Origin of the sequence: Streptomyces sp. WAC05374, assembly GCF_004353505.1 — a bacterium.
Lineage (GTDB): Bacteria > Actinomycetota > Actinomycetes > Streptomycetales > Streptomycetaceae > Streptomyces.
Genome location: NZ_SMNQ01000004.1, coordinates 277,233 through 301,476 on the forward strand (window position 1 = coordinate 277,233; position 24,244 = coordinate 301,476).

27 protein-coding genes are annotated in these 24,244 nt (G+C 74.5%); 10 read left to right on the forward strand and 17 right to left on the reverse strand.

The genetic code is table 11. The features are described 5' to 3' along the window. Positions 1–99: 99 nt before the first annotated feature. From E2B92_RS11625 to E2B92_RS11635, 3 genes are all read right to left on the reverse strand, one after another. Positions 100–1,464, reverse strand: a complete 1,365-nt coding sequence (locus E2B92_RS11625) for an amino acid permease (RefSeq protein ID WP_133087502.1) — start codon at positions 1,462–1,464, stop codon at positions 100–102. A 66-nt stretch (positions 1,465–1,530) separates the two neighbouring features. After that, positions 1,531–3,633: a phage holin family protein gene (locus E2B92_RS11630; protein WP_185923805.1), complete on the reverse strand. Its 2,103-nt coding sequence runs from the start codon at positions 3,631–3,633 to the stop codon at positions 1,531–1,533. Positions 3,634–3,655: 22 nt separating this feature from the next. Further along, on the reverse strand, positions 3,656–4,060 hold the full coding sequence (locus E2B92_RS11635) for a hypothetical protein (protein ID WP_126889343.1): 405 nt from the start codon (positions 4,058–4,060) through the stop codon (positions 3,656–3,658). Between the two features lie 95 nt (positions 4,061–4,155). On the opposite strand from E2B92_RS11635, the gene E2B92_RS11640 reads away from it, so the two are divergent. Both E2B92_RS11640 and E2B92_RS11645 read left to right on the forward strand, forming a co-directional pair. Continuing rightward, a complete protein-coding gene (locus E2B92_RS11640) occupies positions 4,156–4,938 on the forward strand; it encodes an MBL fold metallo-hydrolase (RefSeq protein ID WP_126889344.1) in 783 nt (260 codons plus the stop codon). Further along, positions 4,935–5,543, forward strand: a complete 609-nt coding sequence (locus E2B92_RS11645) for a DedA family protein (protein ID WP_235023790.1) — start codon at positions 4,935–4,937, stop codon at positions 5,541–5,543. The genes E2B92_RS11640 and E2B92_RS11645 overlap by 4 nt, the downstream gene beginning before the upstream one ends. A gap of 135 nt (positions 5,544–5,678) precedes the next feature. On the opposite strand, the gene E2B92_RS11650 is transcribed toward E2B92_RS11645, so the two are convergent. From E2B92_RS11650 to E2B92_RS11660, 3 genes are all read right to left on the reverse strand, one after another. Continuing rightward, entirely contained in the window at positions 5,679–6,710 is a 1,032-nt protein-coding gene (locus tag E2B92_RS11650; protein ID WP_133087503.1) for an MBL fold metallo-hydrolase, read from the reverse strand. A 13-nt stretch (positions 6,711–6,723) separates the two neighbouring features. After that, positions 6,724–7,950, reverse strand: a complete 1,227-nt coding sequence (locus E2B92_RS11655; protein ID WP_126885343.1) for an aminotransferase class I/II-fold pyridoxal phosphate-dependent enzyme — start codon at positions 7,948–7,950, stop codon at positions 6,724–6,726. Between the two features lie 118 nt (positions 7,951–8,068). Then, positions 8,069–8,785, reverse strand: coding sequence for an ANTAR domain-containing response regulator (locus E2B92_RS11660; RefSeq protein WP_126885344.1), 717 nt, complete (start codon positions 8,783–8,785; stop codon positions 8,069–8,071). A 91-nt stretch (positions 8,786–8,876) separates the two neighbouring features. Between E2B92_RS11660 and E2B92_RS11665 the strand changes: the two genes are divergently transcribed. After that, the gene (locus E2B92_RS11665; RefSeq protein WP_126885345.1) at positions 8,877–10,025 is read left to right on the forward strand and encodes a PAS domain-containing protein; all 1,149 of its coding nucleotides are present in this window, start codon (positions 8,877–8,879) and stop codon (positions 10,023–10,025) included. Here the strand turns inward: E2B92_RS11665 and E2B92_RS11670 are convergent. Further along, positions 10,003–10,797, reverse strand: a complete 795-nt coding sequence (locus tag E2B92_RS11670; protein ID WP_126885346.1) for an RNA polymerase sigma factor SigF — start codon at positions 10,795–10,797, stop codon at positions 10,003–10,005. The two genes, E2B92_RS11665 and E2B92_RS11670, sit on opposite strands and share 23 nt — an antisense overlap. Positions 10,798–11,088: 291 nt before the next feature. On the opposite strand from E2B92_RS11670, the gene E2B92_RS11675 reads away from it, so the two are divergent. The 6 genes from E2B92_RS11675 (at position 11,089) to E2B92_RS11705 (ending at position 18,195) form a co-directional block, all read left to right on the forward strand. Further along, on the forward strand, positions 11,089–12,879 hold the full coding sequence (locus E2B92_RS11675) for a thiamine pyrophosphate-requiring protein (protein WP_126885347.1): 1,791 nt from the start codon (positions 11,089–11,091) through the stop codon (positions 12,877–12,879). A gap of 477 nt (positions 12,880–13,356) precedes the next feature. Continuing rightward, entirely contained in the window at positions 13,357–13,731 is a 375-nt protein-coding gene (locus tag E2B92_RS11685; protein WP_126885348.1) for a DUF2795 domain-containing protein, read from the forward strand. Positions 13,732–13,777: 46 nt separating this feature from the next. Beyond that, positions 13,778–14,335 carry a type 1 glutamine amidotransferase domain-containing protein gene (locus tag E2B92_RS11690; protein ID WP_126885349.1) on the forward strand — a complete coding sequence of 186 codons (558 nt, stop codon included), beginning with the start codon at positions 13,778–13,780 and terminating at the stop codon, positions 14,333–14,335. 430 nt (positions 14,336–14,765) lie between these two features. Beyond that, positions 14,766–15,353: a TIGR03086 family metal-binding protein gene (locus tag E2B92_RS11695; RefSeq protein WP_126885350.1), complete on the forward strand. Its 588-nt coding sequence runs from the start codon at positions 14,766–14,768 to the stop codon at positions 15,351–15,353. Between the two features lie 66 nt (positions 15,354–15,419). Next, positions 15,420–16,586 carry a baeRF2 domain-containing protein gene (locus E2B92_RS11700; RefSeq protein ID WP_126885351.1) on the forward strand — a complete coding sequence of 389 codons (1,167 nt, stop codon included), beginning with the start codon at positions 15,420–15,422 and terminating at the stop codon, positions 16,584–16,586. A 100-nt stretch (positions 16,587–16,686) separates the two neighbouring features. Further along, positions 16,687–18,195 carry a bifunctional phosphatase PAP2/diacylglycerol kinase family protein gene (locus tag E2B92_RS11705; RefSeq protein ID WP_126885352.1) on the forward strand — a complete coding sequence of 503 codons (1,509 nt, stop codon included), beginning with the start codon at positions 16,687–16,689 and terminating at the stop codon, positions 18,193–18,195. A gap of 75 nt (positions 18,196–18,270) precedes the next feature. On the opposite strand, the gene E2B92_RS11710 is transcribed toward E2B92_RS11705, so the two are convergent. The 10 genes from E2B92_RS11710 to ligD form a co-directional block, all read right to left on the reverse strand. Then, entirely contained in the window at positions 18,271–19,026 is a 756-nt protein-coding gene (locus E2B92_RS11710) for a hypothetical protein (protein WP_126885353.1), read from the reverse strand. A gap of 196 nt (positions 19,027–19,222) precedes the next feature. Then, on the reverse strand, positions 19,223–19,498 hold the full coding sequence (locus E2B92_RS11715; protein WP_185923591.1) for a gas vesicle protein K: 276 nt from the start codon (positions 19,496–19,498) through the stop codon (positions 19,223–19,225). Next, positions 19,495–19,707 (reverse strand): gas vesicle protein, encoded by a 213-nt coding sequence (locus tag E2B92_RS11720; protein WP_126885354.1) that lies wholly within the window; start codon positions 19,705–19,707, stop codon positions 19,495–19,497. The genes E2B92_RS11715 and E2B92_RS11720 overlap by 4 nt, the downstream gene beginning before the upstream one ends. Next, positions 19,704–20,552 (reverse strand): GvpL/GvpF family gas vesicle protein, encoded by an 849-nt coding sequence (locus E2B92_RS11725; protein ID WP_126885355.1) that lies wholly within the window; start codon positions 20,550–20,552, stop codon positions 19,704–19,706. Before E2B92_RS11725 ends, E2B92_RS11720 begins: the two co-directional genes overlap by 4 nt. Then, a complete protein-coding gene (locus E2B92_RS11730; RefSeq protein WP_126885356.1) occupies positions 20,549–20,878 on the reverse strand; it encodes a gas vesicle protein in 330 nt (109 codons plus the stop codon). Before E2B92_RS11730 ends, E2B92_RS11725 begins: the two co-directional genes overlap by 4 nt. Then, complete coding sequence (locus tag E2B92_RS11735; protein WP_126885357.1) at positions 20,875–21,111, reverse strand: gas vesicle protein GvpG; 237 nt, start codon at positions 21,109–21,111, stop codon at positions 20,875–20,877. Before E2B92_RS11735 ends, E2B92_RS11730 begins: the two co-directional genes overlap by 4 nt. Before the next feature lie 16 nt (positions 21,112–21,127). Then, entirely contained in the window at positions 21,128–21,844 is a 717-nt protein-coding gene (locus E2B92_RS11740; RefSeq protein WP_126885358.1) for a GvpL/GvpF family gas vesicle protein, read from the reverse strand. After that, positions 21,841–22,230 (reverse strand): gas vesicle structural protein GvpA, encoded by a 390-nt coding sequence (locus tag E2B92_RS11745; protein ID WP_126885359.1) that lies wholly within the window; start codon positions 22,228–22,230, stop codon positions 21,841–21,843. Before E2B92_RS11745 ends, E2B92_RS11740 begins: the two co-directional genes overlap by 4 nt. Before the next feature lie 17 nt (positions 22,231–22,247). Continuing rightward, positions 22,248–22,616 (reverse strand): gas vesicle protein GvpO, encoded by a 369-nt coding sequence (locus E2B92_RS11750; RefSeq protein WP_126885360.1) that lies wholly within the window; start codon positions 22,614–22,616, stop codon positions 22,248–22,250. A 67-nt stretch (positions 22,617–22,683) separates the two neighbouring features. Continuing rightward, complete coding sequence (gene ligD / locus E2B92_RS11755; RefSeq protein WP_126885361.1) at positions 22,684–23,595, reverse strand: non-homologous end-joining DNA ligase; 912 nt, start codon at positions 23,593–23,595, stop codon at positions 22,684–22,686. Between the two features lie 83 nt (positions 23,596–23,678). On the opposite strand from ligD, the gene E2B92_RS11760 reads away from it, so the two are divergent. Continuing rightward, positions 23,679–24,215: a GNAT family N-acetyltransferase gene (locus E2B92_RS11760; protein ID WP_126885362.1), complete on the forward strand. Its 537-nt coding sequence runs from the start codon at positions 23,679–23,681 to the stop codon at positions 24,213–24,215. Positions 24,216–24,244: the final 29 nt, after the last annotated feature.

The following is a 24,244-nucleotide window of genomic DNA, read 5'->3' on the forward strand; positions in this document are numbered from 1 at the left end:
ACGGCACGCGGTGCGGCGCAGCCGATTTTCCGGGGCGGCCCGTTCGCGCGGGACGGCGCCGTCCCGGGGCGTGCGCCCGGGGCGGCGCCGCCCCGGGACTCAGGCCTGCTTGCGGGCCGCCATCCAGGCGTAGACCAGCACGCCCGCGAAGAGGAACAGCACGCCCTGGTAGACCGCCGCGTAGCCGGAGCCGGCGACGAGCCACATGGAGAACGCGAAGGCGATCAGGGAGAGGGCCGCGTCGCGGACGAGGCGGGGGCGGTGGACGCGCTCGGAGCGGCCGGAGGCGAGGAAGTAGATCTGCGCGGCGGTCGACAGGAGGTAGGGCACCGTGGCGGTGAAGGTGGTGACCAGCACGAGGATCTCGAAGACGCCCTCGGGGCCGGCCGTGTAGTTGTAGACGGTCAGCAGGGAGGCGAGGACGACGGTGACGAGGACGCCGTACGTGGGCACGCCGCGCCGCTTGTGGGTGAACGCCTTGGGGAAGAGGCCGTCCTTGGCCGCGGCGTACGGGGTCTGGGCGCTGAGCAGGGTCCAGCCGTTGAGGGCGCCGACCATGGAGACCAGGGCCATGCAGGCGACGGCGGTGCCGCCCCAGGTGCCGCCGAACATGGCGTTGACGGCGTCGGAGAAGGGCGCGCCGGAGTCGACGAGCCGGTCGTGCGCGACGAGGCCGAAGACGGAGAGGGTGCCCAGCAGGTAGATGGCGGCGGCGCCGAGCGTGCCGAGGATGGTGGCGCGGCCGACGTTGCGCTGCGGGTCGCGCACCTCGCCGGCACTGACGGCGGCGGACTCCACGCCCAGGTAGCTGAAGAGCAGGATCGCGGCGGAGGCGGAGACGGCGCCGACGGCGCTGGAGTCGCCGGCCTGGAAGGGGCCGAGGTTGGCGGAGTCGAAGAAGAACAGGCCCCCGACGGCCACGAGGAGGAGCGGGACGAACTTCAGGACGGTGGCGACGAGTTGCACCGCGCCGACGTACCGGGTGCCGGCGAGGTTGGCGAGGGCGGGCAGCCACTGGAGGGTCAGGGCGGCGGCGATCGTGGCGGCCGTGGAGTCGTGCACCGGGACGAGGACGTTCAGGTAGCCGACGGCGGCGACGGCGAGCGCCGCGTTGGACACCCAGGTGGTGATCCAGTACGACCACGCGGCGAGGAAGCCGGCGAAGTCGCCGAACGCCTCGCGGGCGTAGATGTAGGGGCCGCCGGTGAGGGGGTGGCGCTGCGCGAGGCGGCCGAAGACGAGCGCGAGGGCGATGGCACCGGCGGTGAGGACGGCGAAGGCGACGAGGCTGATGGTGCCGTAGGGGGCGACGGAGGCGGGGAGGAGGAAGATCCCGCCGCCGATGATGTTGCCCATGACCAGGGCGGTGGCGATGGGCAGTCCGAAGCTGCGGGCGTGCTTGGACCGCTCGTCGGGGGTGGGGTCGGTGATCAGGGGGGTGGTGCTCGCGGGGGTGGTGCTCATGGGGGGTGGTGCGCCTTTCGCCGTACAAACCTGAACATGGTCGGGTACGGCGAACGCCGCACCAAATCACCCGTGTTTGTCCGGCGCGACGCGGTCGGGAACCGGAAATACTTCTTCCGGTTGCGGGCGGGACGGGGATTGTTGCAGCGGTACCTGCGGGCCCTGGCCCTCCCGCAGCCAGCGGCGCAGCACCCGGTGCACCGCCTCGGCGCCCACCAGCCGGCCGCCGTCCGCGACCGGCGCGGACAGGGTGCGCGGCCAGAGCAGGAACGCCTCCGACTGCTCGCCGCCCAGACCGCCGTGGGAGCCGATCTGCTCCTCGAAGGCGTGCACGGTGCCGGTCCGCGGGTCGTACATGGAGTTGACCATGATGTCGGCGACGTGCGGGAAGGTGTCGGTGCGCCGGACGGCGTCGGCGGCGCCGGGGCCGTACGGGGCGAGCGGGCCGTCGTCGGTGAAGTCGGCGACCGGGACCTCGGCCCCGCCGGGGCCGAGCACCACCGAGCCGTGCTCCTCGCTGCGCACCAGCAGGAAGCCGATGCCGGGGTGGTCGGCCAGGGTCCGCAGCAGCGCCGGGTGACGGCGGTCGATCTCCTCGCGGGACATCCGGTGGGGCACGTCCGGGAAGGAGATCAGGCCCAGGTTGCCGGAGGCCAGCACGATCGGGCCGGAGGTGGGGGCCGGGCGTTCCTCCCGGCCCTCCTCCACCGGCAGGTGCACCGCGCTGCGCAGCGCGTCGCGCGCCTCGGCGCCGCTCGGGGTGTGCTGGGCGCGGCGCGGCACGGGCAGCCCGCAGCCCGCCCGGACCAGGTCGCGCAGGGTCAGGCCGTACGCCGACTCGAACGTCTCGCCCGGGCTCTGGCCGTGGTCGGAGAGGAGCACGATCCGGTAGGGGCGGGGGGCGTGCTCGGCGACCTTGGCGATCAGGGCGACGGACCGGTCCAGGCGCTCCAGCACCTTCTGGGCGTCGCGGCTGTGCGGGCCGGAGTGGTGGGCCACCTCGTCGTAGGCGACGAGGTCGGCGTACACGGCGGTGCGGCCGGCGAGCAGGTCGCCGATGACGGCGGCGACGACCACGTCCCGTTCGACGACCGTGGCGAAGGCCCGGATGACGGGGTACAGCCCGCCGCGGCCGACCCGGGGGGTCTCCTTCCTGATCCGCGACCGGGTCGACTGGCCGATCTCCCGGCACACCTCGGCGACGGCGGACATGGCGGTGCGCACGGCGTTGGCGGGGTCGCGGAAGTAGGCGACGTACCCGGCGCGGGAGCGGTTGCGGCGGCCCCGGCGGGCGGAGACCGAGAGCACCAGGGCGAGCTGTTCGGCGCCGCCGCTGAAGAGGTTGCCGCGGCCGGCGCCGTCCAGGGTGAGGAGGCCGCCGTCGCCGGTGCGCTCGATGGCGCGGCGCTGGAGCTCGACGGCGCTGGCGGGCCGGTTGCTGACCATGAGCCGGCCGGTGTCCTTCTCGTACCAGCGGAAGGCGGGTACGTCGTGGTTGGTGCCGTGCAGGATGGCGAGCTGGCTGGCGCCGGTCTGGCTGGACCAGTCGGTGCGCCAGGGCGTGAGGCGGTGGGTGGAGCCGAGCCAGGCGGCGACCGTCGGCATGAGCCCGTCGGCGACGGCGTCGCGCAGCACCCGGTGGCCGACGCCGTCGAGCTGGAGGAACAGCGTGCCGGGCGGGCTGCCGGGGCCCAGCGCCGGGTGCCCGGACCGCCGCCGCCCCGCGAGCCGGTGCAGACGCCGCCGGTAGGCGTTGTCGTCGCGGACGGCGAGGGCGGTGGACGTGGCGGACGCGACGGCCGACATGACGGCGGCCACCACGACGGCGTTCTCCGGGGCGGCCTCGCCGCGCCCGTCGGGGATGAGCCAGAGGGCGAGCAGCAGCAGTGAGCCGTTGAGGAAGAAGGCGAGGAGCCCGAGGACCAGGGCGGGCACGAGCAGCAGGGCGCGGACGACCAGCGGCCACACCAGGGCGCTCAGCAGGCCGAAGGCGCCGGCGCCCCAGGCGGCGGTGACGGCGGTGCGGGTGATGCTGTCGCCGTCGTCGGACTGGAGCCGGAAGTCGGGCAGGAGCCCGGCGAGCGCGAGCAGGGTGAGGGTCGACACCGCCCACACCACGACGACGCGCAGCAGGGCACCTCCCGCCGTACGCCAGCGTCCGGGGAACACGCCGCCAACTCCTCGATCCGGCTCAGCAGCCGTCGTAGCCCGCTGTCGGCATCGAGAGCCGGCGGTGCACATGGGCCTTCATCGCCGCGTCGTACGCCGGTTCGTCGAGCCCGGCCGTCTCCAGCCGCACGCCCCGGCGCTCGCACTCGGCCGTGAAGTCCCGCGCGGACGTCAGGGCGCGGTGCAGGACGCGCTCGTTGGGCACCACGAACAGGTCGACCGCGCCCGCCTCCACGTCGGCCCAGAGCATCCGGTGGTCGGGCCGCATCCCGTAGAACAGGAGCTGCCGGCTGACGACGTAGCCCTTGTCGGCCGCCCACCGCTCGCACATGGCGTGCTGGCTGCGGGTGTCGACCAGGAAGGGGTCGCTGTCGAGCTCTTCGAGCGGCGTCAGGCTGGCGATCGCCGCCACGCGTACGTCGTCCATGCCGCCGACCCTACTCCGATCGGCTCCGGGCGAGGAGGAGCGCATTTACGCTCGTAAGAGCTCGGACGGGCGACACGGGAGCGAGGAGGGCGGGCGTGCCGGTGGAGGTCACCTGGTGGGGTCATGCCACCTGTACGGTCCAGGACTCGGGGGTGCGGGTGCTCACCGACCCGCTGTTCGTGCGCCGGCTGGCCCATCTGCGGCGGCGGCGCGGCGCGGTGCCGCCCCCGGCCGCGGCGCGGGCGGAGGTGGTGCTGGTGTCGCACCTCCACTCCGACCACCTGCACCTGCCGTCGCTGGCCCGGCTCGCGCCGGGTACGCGGCTGATCGTGCCGACGGGCGCGCTCCGTGCGGTGCCGGGGCTGCGCAGGCTCGTGGGCGCGCGCGGCCTGCGGATCACCGAGGTGGCCACCGGTGACGAGGTGAAGGTGGCGGGCGTCGTCGTCCGGGCGGTGCCGGCGCGCCACGACGGGCGGCGGCTGCCGGTGGGGCCGCACCTCTCCCCCGCGCTCGGGTACGTGATCAGTGGCGCGGCGCGCACCTACTTCGCCGGGGACACCGGGCTGTTCGACGGGATGGCGGCGGCCGTGGGCGAGGTGGACGTGGCGCTGCTGCCGGTGGGCGGGTGGGGGCCGTTCCTGGGGCACGGGCACCTGGACGCGACCCGGGCGGCCGAGGCGCTGGCGGCGCTGGCGCCCCGGGCGGCGGTTCCGGTGCACTACGGCACGTACTGGCCGATCGGGCTGGACGGGGTGCGGCCGCACGAGTTCCACGCGCCGGGCGACGAGTTCGTGCGGCACGCGGCGCGCCTGGCGCCGGGCGTGGCGGTGCACCTGCTGCGGCACGGCGAGAGCGTGCGGCCGGAGGTGTCCGGGTGATCGCGGCGGTGGCCCAGTTGCCGCCGGAGTCGACCCAGCAGGCGCTCGGCTACCCGGCGCTGTTCCTTCTGGTGGCGCTGGGGGCGCTGGTGCCGGTGATCCCCACGGGGGCGATCGTCAGCTCGGCCGCCGTGGTGGCGTTCCACCAGACGTCGCCGGTGTCGCTGCTGGTGGTGTTCCTGCTGGCGGCGGGCGCGGCGTTCGTGGGGGACGTGGCGCTGTACTGGCTGGGCCGGCGGGGGGTGCGGTCGAGGAACGGCTCGCGGTGGCTGGAGGCGCTGCGGGGGCGGGCGGCGCCGGACAAGCTGGAGCAGGCCCGGAGCAGGCTGGCGGAGCACCGGGTGTCGGTGCTGGTGCTGTCCCGGCTGGTCCCGGCGGGCCGGATACCGGTGATGCTGGCGTGCCTGCTCGCCGAGATGCCGCTGCGCCGCTTCGTGCGCGGCAATCTGCCGGCGTGCCTGGCGTGGGCGGCGACGTACCAGTTGATCGGCGTCCTGGGCGGTTCGCTCTTCGCGAGCCCCTGGCAGGGCGTGCTGGCGGCGATCGCCCTCACGGTCGTGGTGGGCGCGGTGCCGTCGCTGTGGCGGCGGGTGCGTCACTCCTGAGCGGGCGGATCGGCGAGTGAGCCGAAGGGGCGCGACTGTGTCGAGAGGGAGAACGCGCGGAGGTCGTGAGGAACGAGCGACCGAGCACGATCGGCCGTCGGCACAGGCTGAAGCGCCCCGGAGGAGATGCGAGCCCTAATCAGGCAGCACCCGTGAGGCGCCCACGGGCAGGTCCCAGAGGCGGTCGCGGGGCAGTCCCGCCTTCTCCCAGGCGGCGCGGACGCGGGTGAGGGGCTCCATGACCGGCTCGGAGGAGAGGACGAACGTGGCCCAGTGCATGGGCGCCATGATCCGGGCGCCGAGGTCCTGGAAGGCCTGGACGGCCTCCTCCGGGTCGGTGTGGACGTCGCGCAGCCACCAGCGGGGGTCGTAGGCGCCGATGGGGAGGAGGGCGAGGTCGATGCCCGGGTGGCGGCGGCCGATCTCCTCGAACCAGTGGCCGTAGCCGGTGTCGCCGGCGAAGTGGACGCGGTGGCCGTGGGTGTCGCCGAGCACCCAGCCGCCCCACAGGGTGCGGCAGGTGTCGGTGAGGGTGCGCTTGGACCAGTGGTGGGACGGTACGAAGTCGAAGCGGACGCCGCGCAGTTCGGCCGCCTCCCACCAGTCGAGTTCGGTGACGTGGGTGAAGCGGCGGCGGCGGAACCAGCGGCCGAGCCCGGCGGGGACGAAGACGGGGGTGTCGCGGGGCAGCCTGCGGACGGTGGGGGCGTCGAGGTGGTCGTAGTGGTTGTGGCTGATGACGACGGCGTCGACGGGCGGGAGGTCCTCCCACCGCACGCCGACGGGCGTGATGCGGGCGGGTGTGCCGAGGATGCGGCGGGACCAGACGGGGTCGGTGAGGACGGTGAGCCCGCCGATCCGGATGATCCAGCTCGCGTGGCCGGCCCAGGTGACGGCGACGGAGCCGGGCTCCGCGGTGGGCAGGGGTTCGGGCGCGAACGGCAGGTGCGGGATGTCGCGGAGCCCTTCGGCGCTGGGGCGCACCGCTCCCTCGCGGGCGAGTCTGGCCATGGCGCGCACCCCGGGCAGGGGGGCGGTGAGCCGGTCGGTGAAGGATCTCGGCCAGGTGCGGATCTGGCCGAGGGGGCGTGGGGGGCCGCCCCGGGGGTGCCCGGCCGGGGCGCGGCCCGACGGGGGGTGCTCGCTGGGTGCCGTCTGTTCCGTCATCCGCCAGCTCCGTTCACCGTGGTTCTCCCAGTTCGTGGAAAGCAGAACCGAACCTGTCCAACGCCTCCGTCACATGGGGCGATTCCAGCGGCTCCGCCGCCGTGAGGGACTCCGTGCGCTCCTCGGGGGTTGCTCCGAGCAGGGACCAGGTCGCCAGCCGCACCCGGAGCGCGCCGAGCTCGTCGCCGAAGCGGTGGCCGCCGGGTACGGGCACGCCCAGGCGGTCCGTCAGGTAGTCCTCCAGTTCCATGGAGTCGGTCACGCCGCGTTCGGCGAGGCGGCCGCGCAGGGGGCCGAGGTCCGCGTACAGGTGCCGTCCGGCCCGGGGCGGGAGGGCGAGCGCCCCGGCGTCGAGGAGGGTGCGGTGCGCGGCGGCGGCCACGCGCGCGTGGAGGGCGGCGGTGGCGGCGGCGCGGGTGGTGACCGGTGCGGGTTCGCCGAGCGCGTGGGCGGCGGCCGCGGCGACGGGGGCGGCCACCTGGGCGCCGAGGGCGGTGAGCCGGTCCAGGGTGCGGGCGCGGCGGGCCGGTCCCCGTCCGGTGTGCGGGAAGCGGGCGACGGCGGCGGGCCAGGCGCCGGGGGTGAGCGCCCCGGACAGGTCGCACAGGACGGTGACGTCGTCGGGGCACATCTCGGCGGGGCTGACGAGCACGGTGTCGTGCGGGTCGTGCAGGGTGTCGCGCCAGGTCTCGTCGCTGATGATGTGCAGGCCCTCGTCGACGGCCGCCTCGCACGCCTCGCGCACCACCTCGGGCGGGGCGACGGTGGCCGTGGGGTCGTCGGCCACGGACAGCAGCAGGACGGCCGGCCGGCCACCCTCGGCGCGCACGCGCCGTACGGTTTCCAGCAGCGCGAACGGGTCGGGCACGCCCCCGCACTCGGCGGGCGTGGGCACGTGGTAGGCGGGCCGCCCCAGGAGCCTGGCCTGCGGGGTCCACCAGGCGGGGCAGGGCCGGGGCATCAGGACGTCGCCCCCGTGGGCGGCCACGAGGGCCGACAGCAGCGGCTGGGCGCCCGGCGCTGCGGCGAGGTCCTCGGGGTGGCAGCGCAGCCCTCGGCGCCACCAGTAGCCGCAGGCCGCGTCGCGCAGGACGGCGCCGCCTCCGGGTGGTTCGGGTTCGGTGCGGCCGGCGGCGGCCGCGAGGACGGCCGCCAGCTCGGGCAGCACGGGCAGCCCGGACTCGGGCGCGTGCGGCCCGTAGCGGACGGGGCCGCGCCCTCGCGTGTCCGGCTGCCCCATGCCCTCACCTCCGCCGCTGGGTCCGAGCCGCTGGTGGTCCGGGGACATGTGCCCAGCCCCATAGCCCTTTATACGGAGGTTCTTCGCATATCGCCGCTCCGCGGGGTCCGGCCCCCGGTCACCGGCGCGGGGTGCCCGGTGCCAGGCGGACCAGTTCCTTCTCCAGGCCGCGGCCCCGGGTGCGGACGACGCCCTGGGCGACGTCCGCGAGTTTGCGGTTGGTGAGCTGCGAGACGTGCCGCAGCACCCGGTACGCCTCGTCGGCGTCGCAGCCGAGGACGTGCATGACGATGCCGCCGGCCTGGTCGATCACGGGCCGGGAGCGCAGTGCCGTGGTGAGCTGGCCGAGCTCGGTGAGGGCCGCGCGGTAGCGCCGGTCCCGGGCGAGGCCGGCCGTGATCTCCTCGCCGAGGATGGCGGCGAAGCCGTACGCGGCGTGCGCCAGCGCCCCGGGCCGGAAGCCGTAGAGGTTGAGCGTGATGTCCATGCCGGCCCGGTGGAAGGGCAGGGTGACGCTGCTCCGTACGCCGGAGCCGAGCGCCGTCGCCCGGTAGTCGGGCCAGCGTTCGTCCGTCAGGAGGTCCTCGGCGCCGACGGGTTCGCCGCTGTCGAGTGCGGTCCGTATGGGGCCGTCGCCGGAGTCGAGCTGGAGGGAGACGAGGGCCGCGAGGTCGGGGTGGGTGGCGCTGCTGCGGCGTTCGCCGCCGCCGTCGCTGAGGGTGGCGACGGCTCCGCAGCAGGCGGGGACGGAGCGTGCGCCGTGTTCGGCGAGTCGCTGGAGTTTCCGTGCGGTGGATGCCGGTTCCGGGCCTTCGTACTCCTGCTCGGGAAGCATGCGGCGCTCTCCTCTCAGGCTCCGGCTGCCCCGTGCCCGCGGCGTGAAACGGCCGTACCCGCCGTCTTCCGCGTCCGGTTACGGTGCTCTCATGACGCAGACGGACGAGTTCGGCGAGGACCTCGCGGATTTCGTGCGACGGGTCGGGGAGCTGCGCTCCGCCCGCGCTCTTCCGCCGGGCGAACAGCGGGGCGTCCTGGACGCCGCGCTCTTCGAACTCCAGCATGCGGCCGAGTCGCTCTGGCCGCGCTACGAGCGGCTCGCGGCCCGCGCCCCGGACGGCACGCCGGCCGACCGGCAGGAGCGGCAGTTGCTGAAGACGCTGTTCCAGCGGCTTCCACTGCCCGTGGCGCTGGTCGACCGGGACACGGTGGTGCGCCGGATGAACGCCGCCGCGACGGGCCTGACCGGGATGCGCGCGGGGTACGCCACGGGCCGTCCCCTGGCCGGTCTGCTGGTCTCAGGCGACCGGGGGCCGCTGCGGACGCAGGCGGCGGCCACGGCGCGCGGCGAGGGCGCCCGCAGCCTGACCGTACGCCTCCAGCAGCGGCCGGACGAGCCGGTGCGGGCGTCGCTGGTCGCCCTGCCGCTGCCGGGCGAGCCGCAGCCCACGGTGCTGGTGGTGCTCCAGCCGGGCGTGTCGGGTCCGGCGGCGCCGGCGGCCGGCGGGGTGGCGGGGCGGCGGCTGCCGCCGCCGGACCTGGCGGAGGCCACGCAGCGTGCCGGGATGCTGGATCTGGTGGACGCGATGGCGTGCGCGCTGCTGGCGTGCCCGCCGGGGGACGCGGAGGCGGTGCTGCGGGCGGCCTCACGGGTGCTGCACGGGCGGTTCGCGGACTGGGTGGTCGCCGACACGGCCGGGGCGCGGTCGTTGCGCCGGGCCGTGGTGCTGGGCCCGGCCGACGCGGTGCGGGCGCCGCTGGTGGAGGAGGTCGCGCGGCAGGACCCGGCCGGCTGCCCGCTGGTGGTGGAGGCGGCGCGGGGCGGCTCCGCCTCGTTGCAGGTGCGGCCCGAGGACGTCCTCGCGTTCGGCGAGGACGCCTCGGGCGCGCCGGTGCTGGTGCGGGCCGAGGTGAGCTCGCTGTTGTGCCTGCCGCTGCCCCTGGAGGGCGGCGGGGTGGCGGGGGTGCTGACCCTGCTGCGTACGGGTGCCGGACGGGCGTTCTCGATGGCCGAGGGGCAGGCCGCCGATGTGATGTCCCGCCACATCGCGCTGGCTATGCGGCGACGTCCCGCATGATGTCCTCCCGCATCTGGGTGCAGCAGCGGCTGATCAGCCGGGAGACGTGCATCTGGGAGATGCCGAGGTCCTCGGCGATGCGGCTCTGCGTCATGTCGCGGAAGAACCGCATGTAGAGGATCTTCTGTTCGCGTTCGGGCAGGCTGCGCAGGCGCGGCTTGACCGATTCGCGGTCGATGACGACGTCGAGAGCCGGGTCGGGGCCGCCGAGCGCGTCGACGAGGGTGTAGCCGTCCTCGGTGCCGGGCAGCTCAGCGTCCAGCGAGAGGGCGGTGAAGCTGTCCAGGGCCTCGAGCCCGGCGACGGCCTCCTCCTCGGTCATGCCCGCCTTCTTGGCGATCTCGGACACGGTGGGAGCGCGGCCTCCGACCGAGTGCGAGAGTTCCTGGTAGGCGGCGCGGACCCGGCCCCGCAGGTCCTGGACGCGGCGGGGGACGTGGAGGGTCCACATGTGGTCGCGGAAGTGGCGCTTGATCTCGCCCGTGATGGTGGGGACGGCGAAACTCTCGAAGGCCGCGCCGCGTTCGGGGTCGTACCGGTCCACGGCCTTGACCAGGCCGAGGGCGGCGACCTGCTTGAGGTCCTCCAGCGACTCGCCGCGATTGCGGAAGCGGCCGGCGAGCCGGTCCGCCATGGGCAGCCAGGCACGGACGATGTCCTGCCGTACGGCTTCCCGCTCCTCACCCTCGGGCAGGGTGGCCAGGCGCTGGAACGCCTCGGCGGTGTCGGGGGCGTCGTCGTGCGGATGCTTCGTGTGAGCGAGGGTAGGCATGATGCGTTTCAGCTCCCTGAACGGTGCTGACGGTTGGCTGTCACCCCGAGGAGAGCTCCTTTCTCCGGGCAGCCGACACGCCCGGAGCGGATGGCCGCTCCCACGGACGTGCCTCCGGTCCGAAGCACGAGTTGCGCATGCCCGGGGCGGACCCCGGCAAACTCCTCATTCCATGCTGGCCGCACTCGGGCGTTTCCGCTCTTCGGGGCCCGGTACCCGGGCCTGTGCTGCCGGAACGCAGCGGCTGTTACCGACGGGTAGGAAACGGCACCGATTCCAGGAGGACCGCAGATGAGCATGGATGTCGCCGACCGGATTCTCGCGCGGCTGCGCGACTGGGACGTCGAGTACGTGTTCGGCTATCCGGGTGACGGGATCAACGGACTGATCGCCGCCTGGGGCCGCGCCGAGAACCAGCCCCGCTTCATCCAGGCCCGGCACGAGGAGATGGCCGCCTTCCAGGCCGTCGGGTACGCCAAGTTCGGGCACCGGCTCGGCGTGTGCGTGGCCACCTCGGGACCGGGCGCGATCCACCTGCTGAACGGGCTGTACGACGCCAAGCTCGACCACGTGCCGGTGGTGGCGATCGTGGGCCAGACGGCCCGCAGCGCCATGGGCGGCTCGTACCAGCAGGAGGTCGACCTCCACTCACTGTTCAAGGACGTCGCCTCCGACTTCATCGCCACGGTGAACGTCCCCGAGCAGCTCCCCAACGTCCTGGACCGGGCGATCCGCACGGCGTACGCGCGCCGCTGCCCCACCGTCGTGATCGTGCCGGGGGACGTGCAGGAGCTCGAATACACCCCGCCCACCCACGAATTCAAGATGGTGCCCTCCAGCCTGGACCGCAGCGCCTGGACGGCCGTGCCCGCCGACGACGCCCTGGAGCGGGCCGCCGAGGTGCTGAACGCCGGCGAGAAGCCGGCCCTGCTGATCGGCCAGGGCGCCGCGGCGGCCCGCGCGGAGGTCGCGGAGGTCGCCGAACTGCTGGGCGCGGGCGTCGCCAAGGCGCTGCTCGGCAAGGACGCCCTGTCCGACGAACTGCCCTACGTCACCGGGTCGATCGGCCTGCTGGGCACCCGGCCCTCCTGGGAGCTGATGCAGGGCTGCGACACCCTGCTGACGATCGGCTCCAGCTTCCCCTACAGCCAGTTCCTGCCGGAGTACGGGCAGGCGCGGGCGGTGCAGATCGACCTCGACCCCCACATGGCCGGGATGCGCTACCCGTACGAGGTGAACCTCATCGGCGACGCACGCGCGACGCTGCGCCGCCTGATCCCCCTGCTGCGGCGGAACCGGAAGCGCGGCTGGCGGGAGAAGATCGAGAAGTCGGTGCGCCGGTGGGAGGAGGTCATGGAACGCCGCGCGGGGGTGAGCGCCGCTCTTGTGAACCCCGAGCACGTGGCACGGGCGCTGTCCCCCCTGCTGCCCGACCGTACGCTGCTGACGTCCGACTCCGGGTCGGTCGCCAACTGGTACGCCCGTCACATCACCATGCGCGGTGACATGCGCGGCTCGTTGTCGGGGACCCTGGCCACGATGGGGTGCGGGGTGCCGTACGCGATCGGCGCCAAGTTCGCCCACCCGGACCGGCCGGTGGTGGCGCTGGTGGGCGACGGGGCGATGCAGATGAACGGGCTGGCCGAGCTGATCACGGCGGCCAAGTACCGTCACCAGTGGGACGATCCGCGCCTGGTGATCGGTGTGTGGAACAACCGGGACCTCAACCAGGTGACCTGGGAGCTGCGCGCCATGGGCAACGCGCCGTCGTTCCTGCCGTCCCAGGAGCTGCCGGACGTCCCGTACGCGCTGTTCGCGGAGTCGATCGGGCTGACGGGGCTGCGGGTGGAGAAGCCGGACGAGGTGGAGAGCGCCTGGCGGATGGCGCTGGCGGCGGACGGTGCGGCGGTGGTCGAGTTCGTCACCGACCCGTCCGTACCGCCGATCCCGCCGCATGCGACCTGGCAGCAACTGGAGTCGACCGCCGCCGCCCTCGTGAAGGGCGACGCCGAGCGTGGCGCCGTCGTGAAACAGGGGCTGAAGGCGAAGGTGCAGGAGTTCCTGCCGGGCGGGAAGCCGTGACACCGGCGGCCCCCTCCCGGGGCTCCGGGGCCTCGGCCTCCGGCCCGGTGAGCATGAGCTCCTCGTAGCGTCCCATCGCCACGACGACGCCGAGCATCGCGGGCGGCAGCAGGAGGGGAACCAGTACGGATAGCAGTCCCATTGACCCGGTCCTTCCGTCGGGGGCCGGGTCTCCCGCGTGAGGGAGGACAAACCCGCCGTGACCGAGCGGCCCGCCACAGCGCGGGCCCGGACAGGACGCTCCCCCGACGCGCTCCGGCCACCGGCCGCGGACGACCCGGAGGTCCGCCGCCCGGCTCCGGGCATGCCTTCGGGCGCGGACCGCCGCCCGCGCCCGAGACCATTTCTTCCCTGTCACCCCTTGGCCGCTCGGCCGCACCCGCGAGTCCCCCGCTCCCCCGTGCCCAAACCCGGGTTTGCCCGCGCCGGGCCGGGTACCCGCCCGGCGACCGCACACGGAAGATCGTGGAGGGCGCCATGCAGCGAGGCAGCGACCGGCTCAGCCGCCGCCAGGACGATGAGATGAAACACCAGCTCAAGGGGCTGCTCCGGTCCGGGCATCCGACCAGGACCGAGGAGTGGCACGACCCGGAGCCGGTCGCCGAGGACGACCCGGAACTGGCACCGCCCCGGGTGCACACCGACCCGTTCGAGGCGCTGCGCCTGGAGCTGGGCCGGCATCTGGCGCGTACACCGTTCCCGGCGCACCGCGGCGACCTCCTGCGCATCCTGCGGGAGCGCCACGCGCCCGATCCGCTCACGGAGCGGGTGGAGGCGCTGCCCGGGGACCGCACCTACCGCAGCGTGCAGGAGGTGGCCGTGGCACTGGTACGGCCGCCGCACCCCGCGTAACGGGGCACCGGTACCGAGACCGGATGAGAGACAGAAAGGAACCACTGTGCAGATCGCGTTTCTCGTGGCGCCCGAAGGCGTCGAACAGGTGGAGCTCACCGACCCCTGGCAGGCGGTGAAGGACGCCGGGAACACGCCCGTCCTCGTCTCGACCGAGCCGGGCGAGATCCAGGCGTTCCAGCACCTCGACAAGGCGGACACCTTCCCCGTCGACCGGACCGTCGGCGACGTCTCGGCCGGGGACTTCGGCGGCCTGGTGCTGCCGGGCGGCGTCGCCAACCCGGACTTCCTGCGGATGGACGACCGGGCGGTCTCCTTCGTCCGGGGCTTCTTCGAGGCGGGCAAGCCGGTCGCGGCGATCTGCCACGCTCCCTGGACGCTGGTGGAGGCCGATGTGGTGCGCGGCCGGACGCTCACGTCGTGGCCGAGCCTGCGGACCGACATCCGCAACGCCGGCGGTGAGTGGGTCGACGAGCGGGTGCAGGTGTGCGGGGCGAAGCCCGCCACGCTGATCACCAGCCGCAAGCCGGACGACCTCAAGGCGTTCTGCGAGGCCTTCACGGAGGAATTCGCCAAGGCGGCCAGGACCATGCAGACGGCCTAGGGAGTGTCCGCGAAGTAGCGTCGTCCGCCCGCAGGGCGGGCCTGGCGGCGTCTGGTGCGTGCGATTCGCAAGGCGGAGGAAGGAGCCACTGCGGTGGGGGCACCTCCCGTGCCCGCAGGGCTACGGGGGACATTGGCGACTGACGACAACGCGGCGAGCGCGCGTGCCAGGCGTCGCCAGGCAGACGGGACTTCGCGGACACGACCCGGGGCCTCGCCGGGGCGGTATCCGTACCGCACCCCAGGCCGGCTCCTCGTCCCGCGCGGCGGACGAGGAGCCTCGTCGTGCGCCGCGCCGGCCGCCGCCACGGCCCAGGCCCGCCGCCCCGGCCCTGCCCGTACCGCACGCGTCCCCGTCCCGGTCGCGCACGGAGCCGTGCCGGGGAAGAGTGGACCGGGTGACGTCAGCGGCTCACACGGAGGTGACCCGGATGCCCAATCCCCATGTGCCCGGCACGCTCCTCGCCCGGCACGGCGAGGCCCTCGACCTGTTCGGCGCACGCGTGCACGCCGTCCGCCCGGACCAGTGGGACGCGCCGACGCCCTGCACCGACTGGACGGTCCGCGACCTGGTCAACCACCTGACCGCCGAGCAGTTGTGGGTGGTGCCGCTGGTGCGGGAGCGGCGCGCCATCGCCGAGCTCGGTGACGCCTTCGAGGGCGACGTGCTGGGCGACGACCCGGTCGCCGCGTGGGACCGGGCGGCGGCGGAGTCGCGCGAGGCGTTCCTGGAGCCGGGCGCCATGGAGCGTACGGTCCAGCTCTCCTCCGGCCCGACGCCCGCGACCGCGTACTGCTCGCAGATGACCTCGGACCTGGTGATCCACGCCTGGGACCTGTCCCGGGGGATCGGCGCGGACGAGCGGCTGCCGGGCGACCTGGTCGGCTTCACCGTGGACGCGGTGTCCCCGTACGCGGACAGCCTGGCCGAAAGCGGCCTGTTCGCCCCCCGGCTGGAGCCGCCGCCGGACGCCGACGAGCAGACGAGGCTGCTGGCGATGGTCGGACGCGCGGTGTGACCCGTGTGGCCCGTGGTCGGTCGGGTACCCGGTGCGGACGCACACTCCGGCCTCCGGGAGGGAGCCATGCAACTCGCTTTTCTCACCCCCCTCTTCGACCGCCCCGGGCCCTGGGCCAGCGTGTATCTGGACACGTCCCGGGTCGACGAGTCCACGCGGGAGCGGCGGGAACTGCAAGCCAGGGAAGCCTGCCGGGCGCTCACCGCCCAAGGGTGTGATCCGGCCACCGAGCGCGCCGTGTACGAGGCGCTGACGAGCGGGACCCGCCCACCGGGCGAGGCCGGACGCGCGGTGTTCGCGGCCCATGGCGAGGTGGTCCTCGACCCGCCGCTGACGCGCCGCCCCCTCGCCCCCGCCGACGTGACCTGGGCCGCGCTGCCCCGGCTGGCCCCGCTGCTGGACCTGGCGGCGCGGGAGCCGGTCTGCCTGGTCGCCTACATCGACCGCACCGGCGCCGACCTGGAGCTGCGCAGCCCCCTGGGCGGCCGCCCCGCCGGCCACGTGGAGGGCCGTGACTGGCCCATCCACCGCACCGGCTCGGCCGACTGGTCCGAGCGCCACTTCCAGCTCAGCGTGGAGAACACCTGGGAGGAGAACGCGGCGCGGATCGCCGAGGCCGTCGCCGAGTGCGAGGAGGAGACCGGCGCCGATCTGATCGTGCTGGCCGGTGACGTCCGCGAACGGCACTCCGTGCACGAGCGGCTGCCCGCCGAGTTCCGCCCGCTGGCCGTGGAGAGCGAGCACGGGAGCCGCGCGCCGGGCGCGGGCGCGAGCGTGCGGCTGCTGGACGAGGACGTGGAGGCGGCCCGCCAGGACCACCTGCGGCGGACGGCCGAGCAGGAGCTGGACCGCTTCCGGGCCGCGCGCTCCACCGGTGGCGGCCGCCCGGCCGCGGCCGAGGGCGTGCCCGCGCTGATCGAGGCGGCCCGCGAGCACCGGATCGCCGAGCTGCTCATCCGCCCGGAGGGTCCGGACGCGCACCGCGAGGTGTGGGTCGGCGCCGAGCCGGACCAGATCGCCGTGCGCCGCAGCGAGACGCACTACCTGGGCGAACGGGACCCGCTCCCCGCCCGCGCGGACGACGCCCTGCTCCGCTCGGCGGTCATGACGGGCGCGGACGTCCTGCGGGTGAGCCCCGAGATCGACGACGAGGTCCCGGTGGGCGGCCTCGGCGCGCTGCTGCGCTGGCCGTACGCGGAGAAGGAGCGCGACCGCCGGGCGGAGCCGGCCTGAGGCCCCGCGCACCATGACCGGGCACGAGCCCGCCGGCCGTTCACGGCCCCCGGTGACGGGGGTGCGCGTGGGCGGGCGGCGGGCGGGGTACGCGCGGGACATGTCCGCTTCCCACGGCATCCATGCTGCCGAGACCGTACGGGGCCGGGTGACCGCCCGGCTCAGCGCCTGGGACCGCGAGGTCTTCCACCGCGTCGCCACCCGCCACTGGCCGGGCGGCGACCGGGTGCTGCCCCGGCTCAGCCACGCCGCCGACCACGGGGTGCTGTGGCTGGGCGCGGCGGCCGGTATCGCACTGCTCGGGCGCGGCGGGCCGTCGCGCCGGGCCGCCGTGCGCGGGGTGGCGTCCCTGGCGCTGGCCTCGGCGGCCATCAACACGGTCGCCAAGCGCTCCGTACGCCGCGCCCGGCCGGTGCTGGACGCGGTGCCGCTGGTGCGGCAGCTCAAGAAGCAGCCGTTCACCACGTCGTTCCCGTCCGGGCACTCCGCCTCCGCCGCCGCGTTCACCACGGGCGTCCTGCTGGAGTCCGGGGGCTGGGGCGCGGCCGTGGCGCCGGTGGCCGCCGCCGTGGCCCTCTCCCGCGTCTACACGGGCGTCCACTACCCGAGCGACGTGCTCGTCGGCGCGGCGCTCGGCGTGGGCGCCGCCTACGCCGTGCGCGGGATCGTGCCGACCCGGTCGCAGCTCCCCGCGCCGGGCCGCCCGCACGCGACCGCGCCCGCGCTGCCGGCCGGCGAGGGTCTGGTGGTCGTCGCCAACACCGGTGCGGGGTCCGGGGACACGACCGCCCTCGTGCGGAACGCGCTGCCGCGCGCCGAGGTGCTGGAGTGCGCGCCGGACGACGTGCCGCGGGCGCTGGAGAAGGCGGCGGCGTCGGGCCGCTGCGCTGCCCTGGGTGTCCTGGGCGGCGACGGCACCATCAACCGGGCCGCGGCGGTGGCCGCCGAGCACGGTCTGCCGCTCGCGGTGTTCCCGGGCGGCACCCTGAACCACTTCGCCTACGACCTGGGCGTCGAGTCGGTCCACGACACGTGCCGCGCGCTCACCTCGGGCGACGCGGTCCGCGTGGACCTGGGCCGGTTCACCCCGGGCCCGGACGGGGCGCCGCACGGGTACTTCCTCAACACCTTCAGCCTGGGCGTGTATCCGGAGCTGGTGCGGCTGCGGGAACGGTGGGCGCCCCGGGTCGGGGGCTGGCCGGCGGGTGTCCTGGCGGCGTGGCGGGTGCTGCGCGGTGAGCATCCGCTGGAGGCGGACGTGCACGGCCGGCGGCGGCCGCTGTGGCTGCTGTTCGCGGGGAACTGCGTGTACCGGCGCATGGGCCCCACGCCGGGGCGCCGTCACGACCTCGCCGACGGTCTGCTGGACGTCCGGGTGGTGCACGGCGGCAGGCTGCCGGGGCTGCGGCTGCTGGCGGCGGCGCTCGCGGGTCCGCTCAGCAAGTCGCCGGTGCACGCGGCGGAGCAGCTCCGCAGGGTACGGGTCTCGGGGCTGGCGCCGGGGACGCCGCTGGCGTACGACGGCGAGGTCACCGAGGCGCCGCCCGAGCTGTTCGTGGACAAGGCCGACGAGGCGCTGACGGTCTACCGCCCCCGGGCGGGTGCCTGACCCGGCGGGCGCGCGGCGCCCCCCATGACGGCCCTCTCACCGGCCGAGCGTGCCCGCGTCACCATGACGGCCCTCTCACCGGCCGAGCGTGCCCGCGTCACCCATCACGATCACCGGCTTCTTCGCCGGGTCCAGGGCGAGCAGCAGTTGCCGCATGTCGTCCCGCTGGAGGGAGATGCACGCGCGCGTGGGGCCCCCGTGGTCGACGTGGATCCAGACGCCGCCGCCCTTGCCGGGTCCGAGGGGGCGGACCTTGTTGAGGGGCGACGTACCGGGGACGCGGTTGTAGTCGATGGCCACGACGTGGTCGAAGGAGCCCTCCAGCGGTTCCCCGAGGAAGCCCGTACCGGGCATGTTGAACTCCTCGCTCTGGTCGTAGGGCAGCAGCGTGCCCGGGTCGGGCAGGCGTCCTCCGGAGTCCCCCAGGGCGAACACGCCGATGGGTGTGCGCAGGTCCCCGGCGCGGTGGTCGGCCGTCCAGCCGCGCAGCGCGTTGTGCGCGGGCCACGGCTGGCTGACGGCCTTCCAGCCGGTCGCCCGGTCGCGCTCGTACAGCACGGCGGTCGACTGGTGGGAGTGCGGCCCGTCGCCCTTGACGACGAGCGCCTGGGTGCTGGTGGCGGGGATGTGGGAGCGGGTGGCGGGGCCGAGGCCGGGGATCTCGGCGGGCGCGGGCCGCGCGGGCGCTCCGGCCACGGGCGGCGCCGCCGTCGCGGCCGCCGCGCCGCGGGGGCTCCGGGCGGCGGGTGGCTCCTCGGCGCATCCCGTGAGCAGCCCGGCGCACACCGCGGCGGTGAGCACGAGACGTCCTGCGCTGTTGACGACGGGCATGTCGGAGCCTTTCCCTCATCGCCGGCCGCTCATCGCCGGCGGCCGTGCGGCACGGACCTCGACCACGGGATGATGATCTGCTGATCCGGCTGCCCGTACCCGGTGGCGAGGGGGCGACGCGCGTGAAGTTCCCCCGGTCCACGTAGCGCCGCGCCCCGCCGCGCCACCGGCGGTGGCGCGGCGGGGCGCGGGAGGTCTACAGGAGGGGGCCGAGCGGTCCGAGATCGATGTTGAGGTCCTCCGGTTCGAGCCCGAAGCGCGTCCGCAGGAGCTCCATACGGTCCTCCAGCAGCATCAGCGTCAGCCCGATCCGCTCCTCCTGCTCCTCGGTGAGGTCGCCGCTCTCCACGCGCCGCAGCGCCTGGCGCTCCATGAGCTGCCGCAGCAGCTCGACGACCGTCAGCACGAGCGAGGCGAGGTCCCGTTCGACGGTGTCCGGGTCGAGCTCCACCGTGCGGCGCGAGGCGCTCATGGGCGCACCTCCTCCATGAGCGGCTCCCAGGGCGAGGGGACGTCCTGGCTCACCGAGCTGATGAGCGCCTTCAGGTCGACCCGTACGAGGTCGACGTCGGCGATCCGGAGGGTCAGGTCGCCCGTCAGCACCACGCCGCCCGCGAGCAGCCGGTCCAGCAGGTCGACGAGGGCGATGCGCCGCTCGGCCAGGGGCTCCACCGTGCTCATCGGCCGGCCCCCCGTGCCTCGCGCGCCTCGTGGGCCTCGTCGTCCGCGATGCCGGCGAAGGAGTAGGGCGCCCACGGCCCCGTCAGCTCGACGCGCACGCCCGGCTCGGACGCCGCGTCGACCAGCTCGACGAACCGCTCGCTGCGCGCCCGGTCCACCAGGTAGGCGGCGTTGAGCACGTTGACCCCCGGGGCGCCGGAGAGCCGGCCGTCCTGGGGGCGGTGGACGGTGCCGGCCTCGGCGTACCGGGACAGCTCGGCGTGCAGCCGCCGGCACAGCTCGTCGGCGCGCCGCCAGTCGCCCTCGCGGCTGCGGCGGGCGTGCAGGCGCCGCCGCAGGTACTCCCGGCCGGACGCCTGCCGTCCGGACGCCGCGGAGCCGGTGGACGCCCCGGAGCCGGCGGGCGGTGCCGGTTCCGGCTCGGCGGTCGTCTGTGCGGCGCCCGGTTCCGCGTAGACCTTGACGCCCCACTCGACCCGGCCGTCGAGCCGCGCGAGCGCCCGTACGAACCGGTCGTGCCCCTCCTCCAGGAGGCGCCGCACGCCGCTGTCGTCGCGGCAGACGGTCGCCAGCCGCAGCGGGAGCGGGCAGGTGACGGTCGACAGGGCGGATATCACCGCGTCATGGGCGCGCGCCGTGCCGGCCAGCCAGTCGAGGTCCTCCAGGCGGGCGCGCAGCGGTGCCTCGTCGAACTCGTCGGCCGGGACGGTGCCGGTGACGGCGACCAGGTCCCCGTGGCGCAGCAGCCGGGGCGGTTCGCCGTCGATGCCGCGGGCCCCCTCGGGCAGGACACCGTCGAAGGGGCGCGTCACGGCGTACACGTAACGCAGCCGGTCGGTGCTCATGCGGTGCGCTCCTCCAGTTCGGCGATGCGGCGCTGCAACTCGGCGTTCTCGCGGGCGAGTTCGCCGTGCCGGGCGCGGGAGGAGAGGGCGGGGTCGCTCTCCCACCAGTCGATGCCCATCTCCTTGGCCCGTTCGACGGAGGCGACGACGAGGCGCAGCTTGATGGTCAGCAGCTCGATGTCGAGCAGATTGATCTTGATGTCGCCGGCGATGACGACGCCCTTGTCGAGGACGCGTTCCAGGATGTCGGCGAGGTTGGCGCTGCTGCCTTCCGAGGCGTACGGGCTGGGCAGGCTGCCGGTGGGTGCGGGGCGTGGGGTGGTCATGTCTGTCTCGGGCCCTTCTCCAGGCGGTCGAGGAGTTCGTCCTCGCGGCGGTCGAATTCCGCCTCGTCGATCTCGCCCGCCTCGAGCAGTTCGTTGAGGCGGGCGAGTTCGCGCTGCACGGCGGCGGGGTCGTAGTACTGCCGCTCGGCCTCGGCCACCACCTGGCGCAGCACCCAGGCGGTGCCGCGCAAGGGGGCGGCCGGCAGGAGCAGCAGTTCTCCCAGCAGGCCCATGCTCGGGTCGGTCCTCTCACTCCACGAAGCTGTACGGCGGCAGCGGGCCGTTCACCTGGAGGACCAGGTGCTGGTGGGTCCGCCGGAGCTCGTCGATGGCGCTGATGAGCGCGTCGGCGCGGTCCCGTTCCACCAGGAACGAGATGTTCGCCAGCCAGCCACCGCTCTCCGGGCCGGGGCGGACGTCCGAGGCCAGGCCCTCCAGGGTCTGCTGGACGTGTACGGCGTCGTTCGCCTCGCGCTGCTGGACGGCGGCCGCGACCCGCTCGCCGAGCGCCAGCTTCTGTTCGTAGCTGCCGCCGCCGGCCGCGCGGTTGGCCTCGCTGAGCTCGCGCAGCTCGGGGTTGTCGGCGAGCACCCGGTGCAGGACGGCCTCTTCGTCGTGGCTGGCCTTCACGTTGTACTCGACCTTGTCGTCGAGGGCGCGCAGCCGTTCCAGGTAGTGCTCCTCGCGCTCGCCGAGCACGGCGAGGACCGCGTCGTCGTCGGGCGAGACGCCGCCGAACCGCATGGGCAGCACCGCGCCGCCCGCGCCCGCCTCGGCCAGCACGTTCTGGTGCGCGAGCAGGTCGCGCCGCTTGGGCCTGAGGTCGTCGGGCGCGTCGCTGACGAGCGCGGCGAGGGCGCCGCGGGTGAGGACGCGGACGGGCTGGGCCGGTTCGCCGATGCCGCCCATCTTCTCGGGGAGGCTCGGGTGTGAGCTGCGCGCGATCCCGTAGACGTACGTGCTCACTCCTGCTCCTCCTTCTTACGGGTCGAACGGCTGGACGGGCCCTTCAGGGCGTCGGAGATGGTCTCGGCGGCGCCGGAGAGCGCCCCCTTGGACTTGCCGCGGGCGCCTGCCTCGGTCATCTCGCCGACCAGGTCGGGCAGTCCGGGGTCCTTGCGGGGACCCGCCTCCAGGTCGAGACGGTTGCACGCCTCGGCGAAGCGGAGGTAGGTGTCGACGCTGGCGACGACGACCCGTACGTCGATCTTGAGGATCTCGATGCCGACCAGGGACACACGGACGAACGCGTCGATGACGAGTCCGCGGTCCAGGACGAGTTCGAGGACGTCGTACAGGCCGCTGGTGCCGCGGGCACCGCCTCCGCCCTGCTGTGCCGGGACAACGGTCATGGTGGGTGCCTCCCTCCCTAGGAACGGTCGGCCCTGCCGCGTTCATAGCGGCGGACGCGCCGGTAGCCACTGAGCTCGCCGTTGGCGTCGAGCGTGAGGTCGTACGAGGCGAGCAGGCTCATCGTGTCGGGGACACGGGCCAGTTCGAGGACCTCGACGGTCAGGCTCCAGCCGTCCTCGGTGCGTTCGAACGACGACACCGACTCGGCTTCCATGCCGGTCAGTTCGGCGAGCTGGGCGCATGCGCCGCGCAGCACCTGCATGGGGCCGGGCGACTGTTCCCGGGGCTGTTGTTGTGCCCGGGCGCTTTTCGCCCGGGCGCTCGTCGTGCTTGTGGTCTTGCGTGCGGTGGTCTTCTTGTCAGTGTTTTCGGGGGTATTCGCCATAACTGCCTCGCTCTTCGGGTTGCCGTGACTCGGTTCCGCAAACCCTTGGCCTGATGTCGGCGTCGTCTCAGCGCAGTGCGTCGAGGCGCCGGCGGGCCGGGCCGAGGGCGCGGGGGCGCAGCTTGGAGCCGTCCCAGGGGGTGCTGCGGGCCTGGTCCGCCACGGTGGTGACGGTCCATCGGCGGGCGTGCGTGGCCGGGTCGTCGAGCTGGTCCCAGCGCAGGGGCGTGGCGACGGGGGCGCCGGGCCGGGCCCGCACGGAGTAGGGCGCGACGGCCGTCTGCGCGTAGCCGTTGCGCTGGATGTCCAGGTAGAGCCGGTCGCCGCGGGCCTGCTTGCGCGCGGCGGTGGTGAGTTCGTCCGGGTGGGCGGCGGCGAGCGTGTCGGCGACGTCGCGGGCGAAGGCGCGGACGTCGTCGAACGTGCTGTGCCCGTCGAGCGGGACGATGACGTGCAGGCCGCGGGAGCCGGTGGTCATGAGGGCGGAGGGCAGCCCGAGCGCGTCGAGGAGTTCGCCGAGGTGGTGCGCCGCGCGGCGCACGGCGGCGAAGTCGTCGGCGGGGGGATCGAGGTCGAAGACCATGCGGTCGGGGTGGTCGGGCCGGCCGGCCCTGGACTGCCACCGGTGCAGCGTGACGCACGCCTGGTCGGCGAGGTGGAGCAGCGTGGCGGTGTCGTCGCACACGGTGTGGGTGACGGTGCCGCCCTCCTTGGGAACCGTCACGCGGTGCACCCAGTCCGGGTAGCCGGCGGGTGTGTCCTTCTGCATGAAGCGGGGGCCGTCGATGCCGTCGGGGTGCCGTTCGAGCATCAGGGGGCGGCCGCGGAGCTGGGGCAGCATGAAGGGCGCGATGGAGTGGTAGTAGCCGGCGAGGTCGGCCTTGGTGATGCCGTCACCGGGGAAGAGGACCTTGTCGGGGCGGTGGATGTCGACGGTTCGGCGGCCGGCGCGTACGGCCCTGGTGCTGCTCGTACTCATCGTGTCCGCTTACCCGGGCGCTCACCCGCCACACGCCGGAAACCGTTTGCGGGGCGGCGGTGCGCGGGCACAGCATCCGGACCATGGATGTGTTCCTCAAGACGCCGCGGCTGGTGCTGCGTACGGTCACCGCCGCCGATCTGGACGACGTGGTGGCGCTCGACAACGACCCCGAGGTCATGCGGTACCTCAACGGCGGGCGGCCCGTCACCCGCGAGGAGGTGCGGGAAGGGGCGCTGGAGCGGCTGATGGGCCCGGGCTTCTGGGCCGCGCGGGAGCGGGGCACGGGCGCGTGGCTGGGCTGGTTCCAGCTCGAGCCGACGGCCCGGGAGGGGGAGGCCGAGCTGGGATACCGGCTGCGCCGGGCGGCGTGGGGCGCGGGGTACGCGACCGAGGGCGCCCGCGCGCTGATCGACCGGGGGTTCGGGGAGCTGGGTGTGCGGCGGGTGGTGGCGCGGACGATGACGGTCAACACGGGGTCGCGGCGCGTGCTGGAGAAGTGCGGGCTGCGGTACGTGCGGACGTTCTTCGAGGAGTGGCCCGAGGTGATCGAGGGGTCCGAGCACGGCGATGTGGAGTACGCCCTGACCGTGGACCGGTGGCGGGCGGCCCGGGCCTGAACGCGCGGCCCGGGCCTGAACGGCGCCGT